The following is a 16,878-nucleotide window of genomic DNA, read 5'->3' as shown; positions in this document are numbered from 1 at the left end:
TACCATTGGGAATTGGGCTACAAATTGGTCTGATCATTTTTAGATCATATCGACTGCATAATAAGAGCCGTGTGAATTGAGAGGTTCACGCACGGTTCTGGGAGAGGTTTAGGGGTGCAATTCCCCTTTACCTACTCGACTATGTGTATTTCTAGTTGATCCTGATGTAATAGTAGACGCTCAAGTTCTTAGGTCTTGTTTCAGAACCACCAGTTTTTTGAGTAGATGTTTGATCTCCATCCTGAACCTCCCAAACTGTTCTTTGATATTTTGAGTGTTTTGCTACTTTTTCCTCTTCATATTTGATTGAATGAGAATGTGATTTAAGTTCGTCTTTCTGATAACTATAACCATTAACCTTCGAATTATCTTTTTCGTCTGGATTAATCCCATTTGAGTAGGTTACTGCTTCATCACTACTTAACATCTGATTAAAACCTCTAATAAACTGTCCTCTTAAATCTGGAACGAAATGGTTGATCTGTAAATAATATGTCGAACCAGTTACTTTCCTGCCATCACAAGGAGTCCAAATATTTTCTTCATAATCTGTTATATCTGTTGATCCAGAGAGCTTTATAAATTCACTAGGAGAAAGTGGTGATGCTACAATAGTTCCTATTGGAATGATAAATTTAACCGTTTTGTTCCCTTCTATGTGAATTGGATCTACATTGATTCCATCTGTGAATTCTACGCTTATTATAGCCGATTCTTCTGCGTTTTTTCTTTTAAAGAATTGAGTGACACTTTTTCCATTTTTTATTTCGGTTCCTTTCGAAAGGGTTAGTCCATTAATAGGCTCACATCCTTCGTAGTTAATATCCTCTTGTAAAGTGACCTTTTCTTTGTCAACTGAATTAATAAAATGTACCTGCACATAAAAGGAATTTTCAAGGTCACCACCTGTTCTTATATAAACTCCATTCTTATACTGTTGTGAACAAACTTTTAAACAGGCTTTGTAGGCTTCCAACTGCTCAGTTGAAATATACTCAGTAATTAAAACTTCTAAATTTTCATCGGTGAAATAGCCTGTATTTACAACCTCTCTTTCAATTTGCCTAAGTGTATTAAGGGACTTACTAGAATTGTCTTTCGATTGAAACCCAACTGGTATTTTTTTAATTACCACATCAAGCCCAAATTCATTTGAAGAGTTCTTTACTAAGTCCTTTCGCTCGGTTACAGAACTTGAAAAGTATTCATAGAAATACTCTTTCGCTTTTTTAGAATTAAAATCAGTACTAAAAGTTTTTAAATCTGAGGATAAGGCCTCACTACAATCGCAATTTTGAGCAACAGAAATCTCACATAATGCGAATGTCAATAGTAAGGCGGTAAAGGTTGATTTTTTCATTTTTCAATTTAGGTTTAGTTCGGTAGATTCACTTACACATAACGCTCAACTAAAATGAGTATGCGATCCAGTTGCTAGAAGCACTGGAATTTCTTATTCGCATTGTTTTATCAAAGAGCTCTGTTCGTATATTCATTTTAGTGTCTGTGTGTGCCCAGCATGGGCATCTTTCCCTACATAAAAGTAGGGTATTAATTTATAGGGTGCAAGTCCCTTATGGGCGAGAGTCGTGTCTCGAACCATTAGTAAGCTGCAAGGTGGTTTACCATGAGGTATGCACTGAAGGAAGCAGGACTACAAAACTCGGTACTGACGAACAGGAATCGTATACAGAGGCATAGATACTTGGGTAAGCAAGCACATGATTGTAACGCCCCAAGAACACCAAAAGGGTATTTATGTAGATACGGCAGGAATTGAGTGAAAGAAGATGTCATTACCTGGGGAGATCTCGAACCGTACGGGTTACGGATTGAGAAGTCAGCAGAAGTCATAGTAATCAGGGGATACGAGCTGTCAAAGAAAGGCAGAGGTCTCACAAACTGATGAAGGGCTGAACATTGAATCACGTCTCAATTCGATTGGGAGGCATAGCTAGCCCAACCTTAAGCGGACAAAGGCAAACGTTTTATGATAGAGCAGGTACTTAAGCGAAAGAACCTTTACAGAGCCTACCATCAGGTAGTGCGTAATAAAGGCGCAGCGGGCATAGATCATATGAGGGTTGAGGCATTGCTCTCCTATTTGGAAAGCAACCGCAACGATATCATTAATATGGTTGCCAACTGCACTTATGTACCCAAACCTATTTTGGGAGTAGAAATACCTAAAAGCAACGGAAGAACCCGTTTGCTCGGTATCCCAACAGTAGTGGATAGATGGCTGCAACAAGCCGTAAGCCAAGTGTTAAGTTCGAAGTTTGAATTAAACTTCGAAGAACATAGTTATGGTTTTCGGCCAAATAAGAATATCCATAAAGCGGTATCACAATCCTTGAAATACATCAATGATGGTTTTCAGGATATTGTTGATATTGACTTGAAAGGGTTCTTTGACGAAGTTGACCATTCGATTCTGTTACAATTGATCTACAAGAAGGTAAAATGCCCCTACACCTTGCGGTTGATCCGTAAATGGTTGCGTGCACCAATCCAAATCAATGGAAAGCTACACAAACGCCTAAAAGGAGTACCGCAGGGAAGTCCGATCAGTCCATTATTATCCAATATCTTATTAGATGAATTGGACAAGGAGTTATCTGAAAGAGGATTGCGGTATGTTCGATATGCGGATGACTTTAGTATTTATGCGAAATCAAAAGCAGAAGCCCGACAGATCGGTAACAGTATATCTATCTTTTTACGAGATAAACTACAACTGCCTATCAACAAGGAAAAGAGCGGTATACGCAGACCTTCGACATTTGAGCTTCTAGGACATGGGTTTGTCCCGATCTATAAGAAAGGGATGAAAGGGCAATACCAATTTGTGGTCAAGAAAAGCAGTTGGGAATCGCTAAAGCGAAAGCTCAAAGGCATTACCAAGAAGACCAAACCTTACAGTTTCAAAGAACGGCTTCAAAAACTCGCAGAAGTGTGGAAAGGATGGGTGAACAACTACCGATTGGCAAGTATTCAAGCCAAACTAAAAGCCCTTGACGAGTGGTTAAGAAACCGTTTGAGATACTGTATTTGGCATGACTGGAAAAAGCCTGATAGAAAGAGGAAAAACCTGATTCGACTCGGTATTGGTCATAGGCAAGCATACGCTTGGAGTAGGACCAATATGGGTGGATGGGCAGTAGCTCAAAGCCCCATACTTAGAACGACTATTACCTTATCAAGGCTCAGAAGAAAAGGGTATGAATCAATGCTTTCCTACTACCAGAATACGCAACCTTCGATTCGATGAACCGCCGTATACGAGACCCGTACGTACGGTGGTGTGAGAGGTGCACCAGTGGGCTATTTGCTCACTGGCCATCTACTCGATTGGCATTTCGTTGTTTTCGTCAAAGGTTAAACTCTAGCTTATTTTTGTTCGCTTTGAAGCAAGGGTAGCAGGTTGGTTTTAAGAATGTAGTTTCTTGTTCTTTTCCACAAATATGGCAATGGACTTCAGCGTATTCCTCGTCTTTGTACTTATTCCAAATTTTGTAGCAGTCTTTGCAATAGGGAACAAGAGGATTTAGTTTGATCGATTTATTGCAACGAATACAATGACCATCACCATTATTGGAGTGTTCTTGACTTGAGGTCTTCTGATTCTTTGGCTGTTTTTCAGCCTTATCTTCTTTTGTTGCGGTGTTAAACTCAAATCTTTCGCTTGTACTATCAATATATTCAATCTCTTTAAGCGCGTCTTCAAAAAGAGTTCGATCGTTCTCATCAGATAATTCAATCAAAACTCCCATTTCTTTGTTGTTTGCCATTGAGAATTCATACAAATTCAATGAAGTAATAATCATTTGTTTGTCATTCATGTAGCATTTTGCGTGTAGGTCTTGGTTGTACTTTAGGATGACAAATCGTAACCCTTCAAGAAATTTCATCTCGTTCGGGTTTAATTCTTGTTTCCCGAAAATTATTGTCGTGATTTTGTCTTTACTGTTTCTATAGGTTAGTAGTTCCTTAAAATCTTTCGATAGTTTTAAATAGGGAGAAACGAGCACCAGCTTATCTTCTGCTTCTTTGATCAAATCTTCAATTGCGGCAACTGCCTTTCGGGTATTTATGAATTTCGCCATTTGATTTTTCGTTTCGGTAATGAATGCCAACATTTGAGCATAACGCAAAGTGTGCGTTATATACGCACTATGTTTTTCTCAAATCTAATGGATTTTTTATTTTGTTCATCCCCCGTACGGCTACATGGGTGTATATTTCGGTTGTTCTCAACGTATTGTGACCAAGCAAGGATTGAATTTGCCTCAAGTCTATCCCGTTTTCCAATAAATGCGTAGCGAATGAATGCCTAAGCATATGAGGGGTAACTCTTTGTATAATTTTTGCCTTTCTGGCTGATCTAACAACTATTTTCCCTACGCTACTTGCCGAATATTTCTCTCCCGATACTCCTTCAAATAGATATTTCAAAGGTTTATATCTCTTGTAGTATTTACGCAAATCTGCAAGTATGCTTTCACTTAACAAGGTGTACCTGTCTTTTCTGCCCTTACCATTGTTTACTCTGAGAAGCATTCTGTCGCTTATTACATCTTCTAATTTCAGGTCAATCAATTCGCCTCGTCTCAACCCAGCCGAATACAACAGGCTAACGATACACCTATGCTTTAAATTATGGGTGTTGTCTATTATTCTAAATACTTGTTCCTGGCTCAATACCCTGGGAAGTGATTCTGTTTTAATGGGTCGTTCGATTGAATAAAACCGATTGGGCATTTCATGTACTACTTCATAGTAAAACTTGATCGCATTGATGGATTGGTTGACGTATGAGTCTGATTTGCCACTTTGAACCAATGTTTGAAGGTAGTTCCTGATTTTATATTCATTCAAGTCCATCAAATTCTCTTTTTCAGGGAAATGATTGATGAACTTCTCGAATAGCTGAATGTAGATTTTGGCTGTGTTTAAAGCATATTTTCTAATTTCCAGTTTCTGATAAAAATCTTCGGGACAATAACGCCATCCTGCTTTTGGTTTGCGCTTTCTAAAACTATCCACCGACAACTCCTCATTGCTTATATTTATGGGTTTGTTTGGGAAAAAATGACTGCAATTGACCCAACAAACTCCTTTGAAGGTATCAAAAATCAGGTTGAGGTTTTTATCGTTATTGGGAATGAAAGCCATTTCATATTGAGTGCTCCATTTAACATTCGGTAGTTGTTTGACCAAAGCCTGTATGATTTTATCAGGGTAGAAAAGCAGGCCAATCATTTTTTGATTTTCTATATACAAGTGCTTGAGAGTAACTTGTTTTGGATGGCCTTGTCCTTTCATAAGGTAAACTAAAATAAAGAAGGGCTAACAAGATTGATTATATACGTGTAGTTGCGTAAATATCCGTATATTTATACGGTTAAACTTATAGATTCCATGGATAATGAAAATTGTTTGGCTTGCAATCGTCCCATGACAGGGCGGGTGGACAAAAGATTTTGTGATAGTCAATGCCGTTCCAATTACCACAACAAGCATAAGCGGAAAAATGAAAAAATGATTGCAGCTGTCAATCGTCAAATCAGAAAGAATAGAAGCATATTGCGTAAGTTGTGTCCTGATGGCAAAGCGACCGTTAGAAAAGATATATTGATGGACTTAGGTTTTTCATTTCAATATTTCTCATCAATTTATCTGGAAGGAAAACTAACTTATTATTTTTCATATGAATTTGGCTATGCCCCCATTTTTCAACTATCTCGAACGGAGGGGCAAAAAGTCGCCAAAGTCCTAATAATCCAATATCAAGAAAGTATGAAGGGGAAGTTTGATCCGTGGAAAAATATTGGATAACCATAATTTGCTGAAATATCAATTAGGTTTTATTATGAAGAAAAAGATAATTGATCACTAATTTTATTGCTCTGCTACTCCAATTGATTAGAAAGCCAGAATGAGTGATAAAAAATACATTAAATCAAATTGTGTAGGAATGAAACGGATAATGCTTCGCCATGTCAGTCACGCTGATTATTTAAATATAGTAATTTAAATAAAATATTTACAGGTTATTATATGAATAATATTAAGGATAGTGTGTCATGGTACAAAGAAGAATTGATATTCTGCATTTGAGGCAAATGAAACGTCAGGCTTATATGCCTTTTAAATGCTGGCTGATTTTGACTGGCTAGTTGATTGACAGAATTAAGTATTCTTTACTAAAATTGGCTTCAAGTGGATATTAAGGAAGTTTTTGTTATCCTGTTGATCAAATGTAGAATTCTTGAAATTCAATTTTATTGCCGCTTTTGACCGTATAAAGCAGTAAAAAAGTTGTACCTAAATTGTACCCGTGAATTTTCAGACGACCAAAAATAACAGTAAATAAACAGCAATTTGTTTAACCATTGTTTAACCAAGTGCATTAAAAAAGGCAGTCACTTTAACGTAACTGTCTGATTTTCATAGTAACGGAAACTGGACTCGAACAAGTAACCTTCGGGTTATGAGCTTGCTATCAAAGAATGAATCATCGAAACAAAAGCATGTAAAAAGCATGTAAGTAAAATAAAAAAGCAGTTACAAATTAATGTAACTGCCTGATTTCCAAGAGCCTCCTATCGGGATCGAACCAATGACCTACTGATTACAAGTCAGTTGTACAATAAATCTCTGGTTTTGTGAGACTATTCACCTCTTGTTGAATTTGTTGGCCTATTATTTCCTGTTTTTTTGTGAATTGAAGGAGTTTCCCATTCATTTTCAATTTTCTTTGATAAAAATATGATAAGTCAACATTTTTATGTCCGTTTTTTGTCTGAATAGACAAACCAATGATTCAGAAAGTATCTTATATGTAGAGGGAGGTTGTTTTTAAGCCAAACACACCCATCATGTGAGGGCATCCATTTTGTTTAACCCTAAAATCAAAAAGGACTGTTACTTTATTGTAACTTCATAATCATAGTGACGGGAGCAGTTACCTGTAACCTTCATTTTTATGAGATTTAGAACATTTTACCTTAGTGAAAAAATGTTCAGCTCCTTCCTTAAGAAAAAAACAATAAATGTTGTACCTATGTTGTACCTGAAATTTTTCAGGTACTTATAAACAAAGAAATCAGCTACGTAAGTAGCTGATTTTCAATGTACCAGAGGCGGGACTTGAACCCGCACGACCAGAAGGTCACAAGATTTTAAGTCTTGCGTGTCTACCAGTTCCACCACTCCGGCAAATTTCACTTGAATGCATAAAAAAAGTGTATGCGCGATGCTATTGCACCTTCTCACTCACATACACTCTCACACTCAATTGGAGCGAAAGACGGGGTTCGAACCCGCGACCTCCACCTTGGCAAGGTGGCGCTCTACCAGCTGAGCTACTTTCGCATTTGTATTCGAATTAATGACATTCGAAACTGAAATTTCATTAAGCCAATTCGTTGCACTTGCTGTCTTTTGACGAGTAACTTCTGCAACCATTTCACCCTTTTGGTTAAATGGAGTGCAAAGATAGAAAGCAGTATTAATTTTTCAACATTTTATCAGAATATTTTAGAATACTTTTTCAGAAAAGAAAAATCATTAATTGATATATGGTCAAAAATGCTTTGCAATGGATGTTTGGGCTCATCAAAAGTAGAAGAAAGTGCTAAAAACGAAAAGGGTAATAGAATTAACATCAAATTAAAGGGGCTTCATGGAAGTTATTGAGTAATAGTCCTATCTTTGCGCCTTAATTTTTTAAAAGGATGACAGAAATCAGGAATGTTGCAATAATTGCACACGTTGACCATGGCAAGACTACCTTGGTTGATAAAATCATTTACGCTGCTCAGGCAAACGATGCGAAGAGGTCTCAGGACAACAATGAGTTGATTCTGGACTCAAACGACCTGGAGAGAGAACGTGGAATCACGATTCTTTCGAAAAACGTTTCGGTAAACTATAAAGGAACCAAAATTAACATCATTGACACCCCTGGTCACGCCGATTTTGGAGGTGAAGTGGAACGTGTACTTAGCATGGCAGATGGTGTTATTCTTTTGGTAGATGCATTTGAAGGTGCAATGCCTCAAACCAGATTTGTCCTTGGTAAAGCACTTGGTTTAGGTTTGAAGCCTATCGTAGTGGTCAATAAAGTGGATAAAGAAAACTGTCGTCCGGATGAAGTTCATGAAGAAGTTTTTGACCTGATGTTCAACTTAGATGCTACTGAAGATCAATTGGACTTCCCTACTCTATATGGTTCTTCTAAGAACGGCTGGATGAACTATGACTGGAAAGATGAGATTGACAACCTGGATCCATTGCTTGATACTATTATAGAAAAAATACCTGCTCCTGAGCAAAAGGAGGGTGTTTTAAGAATGAAAATTACTTCACTTGATTTCTCTTCATTTACAGGACGTATTGCCATAGGCAGAATTCATCAGGGAAGTATTAAAGTAGGCCAAAGTTTAGGGCTTACTAAAGTGGATGGTACTGTCAAAAGAGTGAGAATTAAAGAATTGCACATCTTCGAAGGACTTGGCAAGAGAAGTGTGGAAGAAGTAAGCTGTGGCGATATTTGTGCTGTTACTGGAATTGAAAGTTTCGATATTGGTGACACCATTACTGATTTTGACAATCCAGAACCATTAGAAAGGGTAGGGGTAGATGAGCCTACAATGAATATGCTTTTTACGATCAACAATTCTCCTTTCTTTGGGAAAGAAGGAAAATTTGTGACTTCACGTCACTTAAGAGATCGTCTGATGAAAGAGACCGAAAAGAATCTGGCTTTGAAAGTGGAACCTACTGACAGTGAAGACAAGTTCTTGGTTTATGGTCGAGGAGTGCTTCATTTGTCTGTTTTGATCGAAACCATGAGAAGAGAAGGGTACGAGTTGCAAGTAGGTCAGCCTCAGGTGATTTTTAAAGAAATTGACGGGCAAAAACACGAGCCTATTGAACATTTGGTAATTGATGTTCCTGAAGAGGTTTCAGGAAAGGCGATCGAATTAGTAACCAAAAGAAAAGGTGAAATGACGATCATGCAGCCGAAGGGCGATGTTCAGCATTTGGAATTCAACATTCCGGCACGAGGTTTAATAGGACTAAGGAATCAGGTATTGACGGCAACTGGAGGAGAAGCTGTAATGACGCACAGGTTTAGTGGTTATGAGCCTTTCAAAGGTGAAATACCCGAGAGGTTAAATGGTTCGCTGGTATCTATGGAGACCGGACCGGGTACGTCTTATTCAATTGATAAATTGCAAGACAGAGGTATTTTCTTTGTTGAACCGGGAGATGAATTGTACGTTGGACAAGTCATTGGGGAGCATTCCCGTTCCAACGATTTGTCCGTGAATATCCAAAAAGGAAAGCAATTGACCAACATGAGGAAATCAGGTACAGATGCTAGTATGAAAATAGCTCCTGCAAAGAAATTCTCTCTGGAAGAAGCTTTGGAATATATCAATAAGGATGAATACGTGGAAGTAACTCCTCTTTCTCTTCGAATGAGAAAAATTACTTTCAAACCTTAATTAGAAAATCACCGAAATAGAAAAGCCTTTCCAAGTACAAACTTGGAAAGGCTTTTTTGGGTAATGGCTAAAGCCTCTTGTTTACTTAGTCCCATAATTGATTTTCAACTGACTGCCCTTTTATTTTTTTATTTAAACACAGCATACGGGCATGTAACAGAAGTGAGATATACCGGATTTTGAGCATTTCCTGTGGCGTGGAAACATTCATAAGGAGCATTGAATTCTGCGCCTTTTCTAAAATCATTTGATCTTAAATCATCGATGTATTCTTTTGCCAATTGCTGAGCCAGCGTTGGGTTTACCTTTGCAATCGCATGGCACACCCATCCTGTTGGAGTACCCCAGTAGGCACCATTCTGATAAGTTTGTTTTTGAGCGAGTGAAAATTCCCAAGCAGATGATTTATCGAAATCATCCGTAGTAAGGATGTGACGAATATTGCCTTTGTAAGCAAGACTTCCATTTTTGTAGGCATCACTCAGGTACTGACAAGTCTTTTTCATCTTATCCCCTTCTAAAATACCGAAATAGACAGCTAATGCCGTGCTCCATACATCTGGTTGATTGCTTTTTTCTGTGGAAGCCAGAAGCATACCTCTGCTGTCTAAGAAAGTCTCAGGAATTTCAACTTTTAATTTTTCAGCGGTAGCGGTGTAAGTATTGGCCTTATCAGACTTTTTGATCAATTCATAAATTTCTGCCATTTCAAGGGATGCCCGGTACTTGAGAATAGAAGGAAAAGCTAACTCGCCAGTGATGGTAATGACATCTCTAAACCCAAAATCAACTCCTCTGAAATCATCATTGGTATAGACCAGAACTCCATCTCTTTTGGTTGGAGGCACTTTGTAAGCCATTTCTAATCTATCAATTAACCTGATTCCGTTGATTTCCTGAAGTAAAAAGTCGGAAGAAGAAGTGGTTTGCAAATAGTAGTAGGCCATGTGGATAAAGAAGTACTGATCTCCATAAGGAGGTACCACTCCCCATGTTTTTCCTCCCTGAGTTTCATAGTCGTAAGTGCCGGGAAAATATATGGGCTTGCTGTCGTCAATTCTGATATGGTCGGCAATAGCTCCGGCAGGAATAAAGCTGCCTGTTGACGAAATCCATGTTTGGTCACATTGGGTAGCTGCTGTCAACTGAAGCATGTGCTGTTGCTCTTCTTTGGTGACCATTCCGCTTTCCAATGACATGGCATAGTCACGAATCCAATACGAAGGATAGCATGCCCTGCCGCCCGGCCTTATAAGCACTCCTCCTGTACTGTTTCCTCCAAATTCTCCTGATATTTTTTGATTCGGTAAAATTCTGGAACTGTCCATTACCTCTTTTGTCAGTTCTTTGAGGAATTTCAAATCGCTTTTTGACAAATAGTTGATGGTCTGAGCGTGGGATTGTATGTTCATTCCCATTAGACACACGAAAGCCAGAAGAATAGTAGGTGAGTAGTTTTTCATGAAAAATGAATATTTAGATTCAGTGCTAAAATATCCATTATTTTCGATAATTAACCTTTGGCTGTCATTTTAACCCCCTCCACCAATCCGAATCGGGTAACTCATTCTTTTCCAGTACAATTGGATTTCCGATTTGAGGAATCACGATAGGCTGATTGAGGTCAGTAGCTTTTTTGAATACTCGCTCTACAGGATCCTGCCAGGTGTGCAGTGCCAGCACAAACGATCCCCAGTGAATGGGCATCATCAATTTGGCTTTTACATCTACGGCGGCTTGAGCCGTTTCTTCCGGCATCATGTGGATGTTGTGCCACAGTTCGTTGTATTGCCCGCATTCCATCATGGCAAAATCAAAAGGGCCGTATTTCTCACCAATGGCCTTGAAATGATCATTATAACCACTGTCTCCACTGAAATAGATTTTTTGTGAAGTGCCAAGTATCGCCCATGAAGCCCATAAGGTGGAAAATCTATCGCCCAGTCCCCTTCCGGAAAAGTGTCTGGCAGGCGTACAGGCGAACACTAAGCCTTCATGCTTTATTTCATCCCACCAGTTCAATTCGTGGATGTTTTCTGCGGCAACTCCCCATTCGATTAGGTGTGCACCCAAACCCAGTGGTACATAAAATTTCTTTACTTTATCTTTTAGTTTCATAATAGACCCATAATCTAAATGGTCGTAATGGTCATGCGAGAAAATGACTGCATCTATCTTCGGAAGTTTCTCAATTTCAATGGGCAGTCCATTGGAAAATCGCTTTTTCCCCAGCCATGGATGAGGGGCAGGTGCATCTCCAAACATCGGATCAAGCAGGATGTTTTGCCCCTGTATTTCCAGCAAAAAGGCTGAATGTCCAAACCAAGTGACTCTGGTAAGGGTATCCGGATGATTAACTATGTCCAGAGAGTCAATCTTTTGGACAGGAAGTGGATTTTGTGGTGCCTGATTTGGTACTCCTGAAAAATATTTCCCTATTAAAGAGACATATTGAGACATCCTCATATCCATCGGTGTAGGGACTTCATTCACAAACTTATCTTTTACATAGTGTTTCGATTGTTGGTAAATGGCTTTTTGTTCTCTGGTAGGTTTCCCTCCGAATTGAGGGCTAATGTTTACAAATAAAACACCTACTATTACGAGTAGGGCAACTATGCCTAGGATAAATATGCTTATCATTTTCAGTACTCTGATTGTTATTTTCATTCCAGATAAATCCTTTTTCCTCTAAAGGATTTTATGCTTTTAGGTTGCACAATACATAGGATATTTTAAATCTGTTTTTCTTTACTGATTGTAAAATAATTTACATGTAACGTCTTATGTTTTATTCATATCTCCTATGCCATGGACTGTTTATATTTAAATAATCACGGATTAATTTTTTTACTACCCAGTAATTACGACTATCCTTCATTAAAAAAGTAGGGCAACTACTTTTCTAACCTGTCAATGTGAAGTTAAAAACGACTTTTATAAAAACCATCTATTCTGGTACAGAAGCTTTAAATAATTGAGGGGCAGACTCACTTGTTATTTTGTAGTGTGCACCTGAAGTCAATAGAGCAGACGCTCCTTTTTCCAAGGTCAATTGTTTGCCTCCTTCTGTCAGCATTACTTTCCCTTTTATGCACAATATGATTTCTATGGTCTCGCACTGAGTTTCATAGCTTTGTAGTGCAGGTAGTTCTATTTTGCTCAATTCAAAATCTTTCACCGGAGTGCGATAGATTTTTTCCATTCCGTTGTTGCTCTCATCTCCACTAAAAATATTCGGAATTGTGGCTTCAAACTTCACATGTTCCATTAGTGCTTTGATATCTATGTGTTTAGGAGTGAGCCCCCCACGCAAAACATTGTCCGAATTGGCCATTAATTCAATGTTTTGTCCCTCCAAATAGGCATGAGGCAGACCAGCGTCCTGAAAAACCGCTTCACCCTCATTGGCTTTTATTATATTGAAAAAATAAATTGAATAGATGCCTTTGTCGATGGTTTGGCTATCCTTCGGGGAAGAAGCTGCCCTTGCTGCCCAAAAATCCGGACTTGATTTATCTAGTTTTCCCGCTTCATATAACGGCAATATCCGGTCTATTAATGGCCTAAGCTGCTTATTGCATTTTTCCTGAGGTTGTTCCATCACTGTCTGATAGAGTCCCTTGTAACCCTGAGATTTGAAAATGGAAATTAACTCACTAAATTCAGGGTTGTCTTTGAGTACTTGCAAAAGTGCTACTTCAGGTAAAAATCCGTGCAATAGCCAAAACTCACTTAAAGCCACCATTATTTCCGGTTTGTGATTGTCGTCCTTGAAATTTCTGGTAGCTGCATCAGGTGCAATTCCTTTTTTATTTTCTTCTTCAAAACCAACTTCAGCTTGTTTTTTGGTAGGGTGAACCTGAATTGACAACATGTCTTTAACGTCCAACACTTTAAACAGATAAGGGAGACGTTTGTAATTGTTTTGGACATAAGAACCAAGGTGGAGCAGTGGGTTTTCAAGCAGAAAAGCATCCAGTTTTTTTTCTCCTTGAGGGGTACTTATTGTAGCAGGGGCGTTTGCATGAGCTCCCAGCCAATATTCTGCAATGGTTTTTTCGTTACCCTTGTATCCGATCAGATCAGCTATAAAACTTGAACCACCCCAGGCATAGGGTTGTACACAACCCTTTAATGGAAATAATTTTGACATAAATTAAGACATTAAGTTAATTCTGCAAATTTGAATAATCAATAACAGAATATACCTGATAGCATTAAAAAAACTGAACAATGATTATGTGTATTTAGTGGCCTTCCTTTACCAGGAAACCGTAACTAATTGATAATCAGATTGTAAATATTTTATTGTAAACTTTACAGAAAACAATTCTAAGTTTTCTATTATTTCTGCTCCAATCACATTGTCTAATATAGTACAATTTCTTTTTTAGGAATTATTGTACATCGCACGTTTCTAAAATACTCCAACGTATTTCTTATACACAATAAACTTAAATCCGTACAACGCAATAAACTTAATATTGAACAACGTAATAAACTTAAAATCGTGCAACACAATAAACTTAATATTGTACATTACAAAGAGAATCCTAAAAAACCTCTACAATGACACCATCAGAAAAACTTGCACAGTCTTTAGAAGCTCTTAGAGAGCTACAAAATGAAGATGGCACTGCCACAATAAGAGCAAAAGATTTATCTCGTACACATCGGGAAAGGCTTCTTCAGCATGGGTTTATACAAGAAGTAATAAAGGGCTGGTATATCTCATCCAAACCAGATGAATCACTAGGGGACAGTACGGTCTGGTACACAGCATTCTGGACATTTTGTTCTGACTATCTAAACAATCGTTTTTCAAAAGAATGGTGTCTTTCGCCCGAACAATCCTTATCAATACATAGTGGTAACTGGACAGTTCCTCAACAATTATTAGTCAGATCACCAAAAGGTCATAACAACCTGACTAATTTACCCTATGGGACTTCACTCTTCGATGCAAAATTGTCGATCCCTAATAAAAGGGAAATAGTTGAAAGTCAAGGTCTAAAATTATATTCTTTGCCAATGGCCTTAATCTCTTCATCCGAAAGTTACTTTTCAAAAAACTCTACAGATGTACGTACTTCTTTGACTCTGATTAAGGATGCTTCTGATATACTCAATCCCTTACTCGAAGGGGGACATACCAGGGCAGCAGGGCGACTAGCGGGATCATTTAGAAATATTGGTAACATTAAAATTGCAGATGAAATCAACAAAACAATGATAGCAGCTGGGTACAATGTCCGAGAGAATGACCCATTTAACAATACTTTGGCTTTCAATACATACACTCGTGAAAAATCGCCTTATGCCCAACGTATAAGATTGATGTGGCAACAAATGCGAGAACCCGTATTGGAATATTTTCCGGTAGCTCCGGGAATTCCTGAAGACATCAGCAGCTATATGAAGCAAGTAGAAGATATCTATACTACTGATGCCTATCATTCGCTATCCATAGAAGGGTATTGGGTTTCTATTGAGCTCATTGATCGTGTCAGAAGTGGTGATTGGAATACTGAAAGCAATCATAAAGATAAGGAGCTCAGAAATGCCATGGCAGCCAGAGGATATTGGCAGGCGTTTCAGGTTGTTAAGCAAAGTATTGAAAAAGTACTGGATGGTCAGAATGCCGGGAACATAGTTGATCAGGATCATTCTGACTGGTACCGTGAACTTTTTGGCCCCAGTGTGACGGCCGGTCTATTGAAGCCTTCGGATCTGGCAGGATATAGAAATGGACAGGTATATATAACCAATTCAATGCATGTGCCTTTAAACCGTGATGCCGTTCGTGACTGTATGCCTCTATTATTTGATTTGTTGGCCAAAGAAACGGAAGCATCGGTAAAAGCCGTATTAGGACATTTTATCTTTGTCTATATTCACCCCTATATGGATGGCAATGGAAGAATCGGACGGTTTCTGTTTAACACAATGTTAGCTTCCGGAGGATATCCGTGGACTATTATTCCTGTAGAATCAAGGGATACCTATATGAATGCCCTGGAGCAAGCGAGTGTAAACCAGGACATCAAGCCGTTTGCTAAATTTCTGGCAAGTCTGGTTGACAAACAATTGTAGAATTACATCATATCAAGCCTGGTGAGCTTATCTGAATAAATATCCACTAGAGACAGAGCAATTCATGTTTAGCAACTAAGGTCTTATACAACCCCAGTTGACCTAGGATTTCATCTTTTCGAAAGCTCTTCTTTTGCCATATATTCACTGTCTGTATTGTGTGTTTACACAACGCATCTGCTAAATTTCACCATCACAGGTCAAAACAATATCTACTCAAAAGCGTGATTTTTTTTGATAAATATTAATTTGGGGTGTACGTGGAGTACATCCCAAACCTGAGATTAACTAATAATTGAATTACGCTGTTTTTTCGAAATCTGCATTTGCTATATAGCAAATGTCTGGACTTTGTTTTTTTATTCATCGTCTACTATAGAATAGAGCCCCTGTGATGGGGTTTGTTTTATTTCGATGGCTTTTGGTTATGTGCTGTTGTTTAACGAAGTTGTCGAAATTACCACAGCCCATAGCCTTTGCCCACATTTCGGTTCTAAAATGGTTTAAAAGGTCTCCAGTGGTAAATCGTTGTTCTTTTTTAGCCGGATACCATTTAGGTCTTGGCAATAGTATCTTTCTGTTGTTGCCGTTATCATTTTGCTTAAAAGCTTTGATATTTGGCAAGGTAAGAAAAGCATACATGGCAGAAACAAAAGCAGGCACGTTAGCAGCGGAGTGTTCATTGCGTACCTGAGCCTGCCCACATCCCATTATGGTTTTTTCATCACGGATATTGACCTCAATTTCCCAACGCCATATATAAGTTTGCAACAACTTTTGGGCATCCATATCATTATCGGTACAAATAAAATAAGCAGATTTACGGTACAAAAGTTTGGAAGATTTGTTGAGCCTATAAGCCAATAGCCTTACTACCATGAGTTGCAAAAGATGCTTTTGTCCAGCAGTTTTAGATTTTAAGCCTTTGACAACTTTGATGTCAAACTGGTGTTTTTTGCCTACTGCCCATGCTTCCACCTGTTGCCATTCATAGTCTTGACATTGTCTGATTTGCTCAGGGGTAGGTATACGGTCTCCATATACTCTTTTCCTGCCCTTTCCAGATTATTGTTGGTCAAATGCAAGGAACAATTTTGAGTCTTTTCTAATACGTCCGATCAAGATCGTTCTTTCAGGTAGGTTTTTTAATACTGTTGAGTTGGTATAGCTGCCATCAACATTGATACATAAGCTACGATGCTGGTGATCTTGCTGATCAAGTTTGTCCCTTAAAGCCTTTATCTTTAAACTACCCTGCAAACTC

General features: G+C 38.4%; 12 protein-coding genes and 2 tRNA genes. 4 read left to right on the top strand and 10 right to left on the bottom strand.

The annotated features are described in order from the left end of the window. Positions 1-151: 151 nt before the first annotated feature. Entirely contained in the window at positions 152-1,360 is a 1,209-nt protein-coding gene (locus AAOP42_RS18205; protein WP_349530000.1) for a hypothetical protein, read from the bottom strand. A 630-nt stretch (positions 1,361-1,990) separates the two neighbouring features. Between AAOP42_RS18205 and ltrA the strand changes: the two genes are divergently transcribed. Then, positions 1,991-3,271 carry a group II intron reverse transcriptase/maturase gene (gene ltrA / locus AAOP42_RS18200; RefSeq protein ID WP_349529999.1) on the top strand — a complete coding sequence of 427 codons (1,281 nt, stop codon included), beginning with the start codon at positions 1,991-1,993 and terminating at the stop codon, positions 3,269-3,271. Positions 3,272-3,371: 100 nt separating this feature from the next. On the opposite strand, the gene AAOP42_RS18195 is transcribed toward ltrA, so the two are convergent. Together AAOP42_RS18195 and AAOP42_RS18190 are read right to left on the bottom strand one after the other, a co-directional pair. Further along, on the bottom strand, positions 3,372-4,139 hold the full coding sequence (locus tag AAOP42_RS18195) for a phospholipase D family protein (RefSeq protein ID WP_349529998.1): 768 nt from the start codon (positions 4,137-4,139) through the stop codon (positions 3,372-3,374). A 34-nt stretch (positions 4,140-4,173) separates the two neighbouring features. Beyond that, the gene (locus tag AAOP42_RS18190; RefSeq protein WP_349529997.1) at positions 4,174-5,325 is read right to left on the bottom strand and encodes a tyrosine-type recombinase/integrase; all 1,152 of its coding nucleotides are present in this window, start codon (positions 5,323-5,325) and stop codon (positions 4,174-4,176) included. 96 nt (positions 5,326-5,421) lie between these two features. On the opposite strand from AAOP42_RS18190, the gene AAOP42_RS18185 reads away from it, so the two are divergent. Continuing rightward, a complete protein-coding gene (locus tag AAOP42_RS18185) occupies positions 5,422-5,838 on the top strand; it encodes a hypothetical protein (RefSeq protein ID WP_349529996.1) in 417 nt (138 codons plus the stop codon). A gap of 1,299 nt (positions 5,839-7,137) precedes the next feature. On the opposite strand, the gene AAOP42_RS18180 is transcribed toward AAOP42_RS18185, so the two are convergent. Continuing rightward, positions 7,138-7,221: transfer RNA gene (locus AAOP42_RS18180), tRNA-Leu, on the bottom strand. 80 nt (positions 7,222-7,301) lie between these two features. Beyond that, a tRNA-Gly gene (locus tag AAOP42_RS18175) sits at positions 7,302-7,377 on the bottom strand. 362 nt (positions 7,378-7,739) lie between these two features. Between AAOP42_RS18175 and typA the strand changes: the two genes are divergently transcribed. Beyond that, positions 7,740-9,518: a translational GTPase TypA gene (gene typA / locus AAOP42_RS18170; protein WP_349529995.1), complete on the top strand. Its 1,779-nt coding sequence runs from the start codon at positions 7,740-7,742 to the stop codon at positions 9,516-9,518. Between the two features lie 128 nt (positions 9,519-9,646). Here typA and AAOP42_RS18165 read toward each other — a convergent pair whose 3' ends face one another. The 3 genes from AAOP42_RS18165 to manA form a co-directional block, all read right to left on the bottom strand. Continuing rightward, positions 9,647-10,981 (bottom strand): glucosidase family protein, encoded by a 1,335-nt coding sequence (locus tag AAOP42_RS18165; RefSeq protein WP_349529994.1) that lies wholly within the window; start codon positions 10,979-10,981, stop codon positions 9,647-9,649. A 64-nt stretch (positions 10,982-11,045) separates the two neighbouring features. Further along, positions 11,046-12,188 carry an MBL fold metallo-hydrolase gene (locus AAOP42_RS18160; protein WP_349529993.1) on the bottom strand — a complete coding sequence of 381 codons (1,143 nt, stop codon included), beginning with the start codon at positions 12,186-12,188 and terminating at the stop codon, positions 11,046-11,048. A gap of 280 nt (positions 12,189-12,468) precedes the next feature. Then, on the bottom strand, positions 12,469-13,674 hold the full coding sequence (gene manA, locus AAOP42_RS18155; protein WP_349529991.1) for a mannose-6-phosphate isomerase, class I: 1,206 nt from the start codon (positions 13,672-13,674) through the stop codon (positions 12,469-12,471). A gap of 416 nt (positions 13,675-14,090) precedes the next feature. On the opposite strand from manA, the gene AAOP42_RS18150 reads away from it, so the two are divergent. After that, entirely contained in the window at positions 14,091-15,614 is a 1,524-nt protein-coding gene (locus tag AAOP42_RS18150; protein WP_349529990.1) for a Fic family protein, read from the top strand. Between the two features lie 363 nt (positions 15,615-15,977). Here AAOP42_RS18150 and AAOP42_RS18145 read toward each other — a convergent pair whose 3' ends face one another. Together AAOP42_RS18145 and AAOP42_RS18140 are read right to left on the bottom strand one after the other, a co-directional pair. After that, positions 15,978-16,592, bottom strand: coding sequence for a hypothetical protein (locus AAOP42_RS18145; RefSeq protein ID WP_349529989.1), 615 nt, complete (start codon positions 16,590-16,592; stop codon positions 15,978-15,980). An 87-nt stretch (positions 16,593-16,679) separates the two neighbouring features. Continuing rightward, a partial coding sequence (locus tag AAOP42_RS18140; protein WP_502947676.1) for a hypothetical protein occupies positions 16,680-16,878 on the bottom strand: 199 nt, incomplete at its 5' end.

Source organism: Reichenbachiella sp. MALMAid0571, assembly GCF_040151475.1.
GTDB lineage: Bacteria > Bacteroidota > Bacteroidia > Cytophagales > Cyclobacteriaceae > CAXBNB01.
The sequence above is the reverse complement of the archived record's forward strand: the minus strand, read 5'-3'. Positions and strand labels throughout refer to the sequence as shown.

Coding starts and splice junctions, on each gene's coding strand:
- AAOP42_RS18150 (WP_349529990.1), top strand. CDS start 14,091: ATGACACCATCAGAAAAACTTGCACAGTCTTTAGAAGCTCTTAGAGAG.
- AAOP42_RS18205 (WP_349530000.1), bottom strand. CDS start 1,360: ATGAAAAAATCAACCTTTACCGCCTTACTATTGACATTCGCATTATGT.
- AAOP42_RS18195 (WP_349529998.1), bottom strand. CDS start 4,139: ATGTTGGCATTCATTACCGAAACGAAAAATCAAATGGCGAAATTCATA.
- typA (WP_349529995.1), top strand. CDS start 7,740: ATGACAGAAATCAGGAATGTTGCAATAATTGCACACGTTGACCATGGC.
- ltrA (WP_349529999.1), top strand. CDS start 1,991: ATGATAGAGCAGGTACTTAAGCGAAAGAACCTTTACAGAGCCTACCAT.
- manA (WP_349529991.1), bottom strand. CDS start 13,674: ATGTCAAAATTATTTCCATTAAAGGGTTGTGTACAACCCTATGCCTGG.
- AAOP42_RS18190 (WP_349529997.1), bottom strand. CDS start 5,325: ATGAAAGGACAAGGCCATCCAAAACAAGTTACTCTCAAGCACTTGTAT.
- AAOP42_RS18160 (WP_349529993.1), bottom strand. CDS start 12,188: ATGAAAATAACAATCAGAGTACTGAAAATGATAAGCATATTTATCCTA.
- AAOP42_RS18165 (WP_349529994.1), bottom strand. CDS start 10,981: ATGAAAAACTACTCACCTACTATTCTTCTGGCTTTCGTGTGTCTAATG.
- AAOP42_RS18185 (WP_349529996.1), top strand. CDS start 5,422: ATGGATAATGAAAATTGTTTGGCTTGCAATCGTCCCATGACAGGGCGG.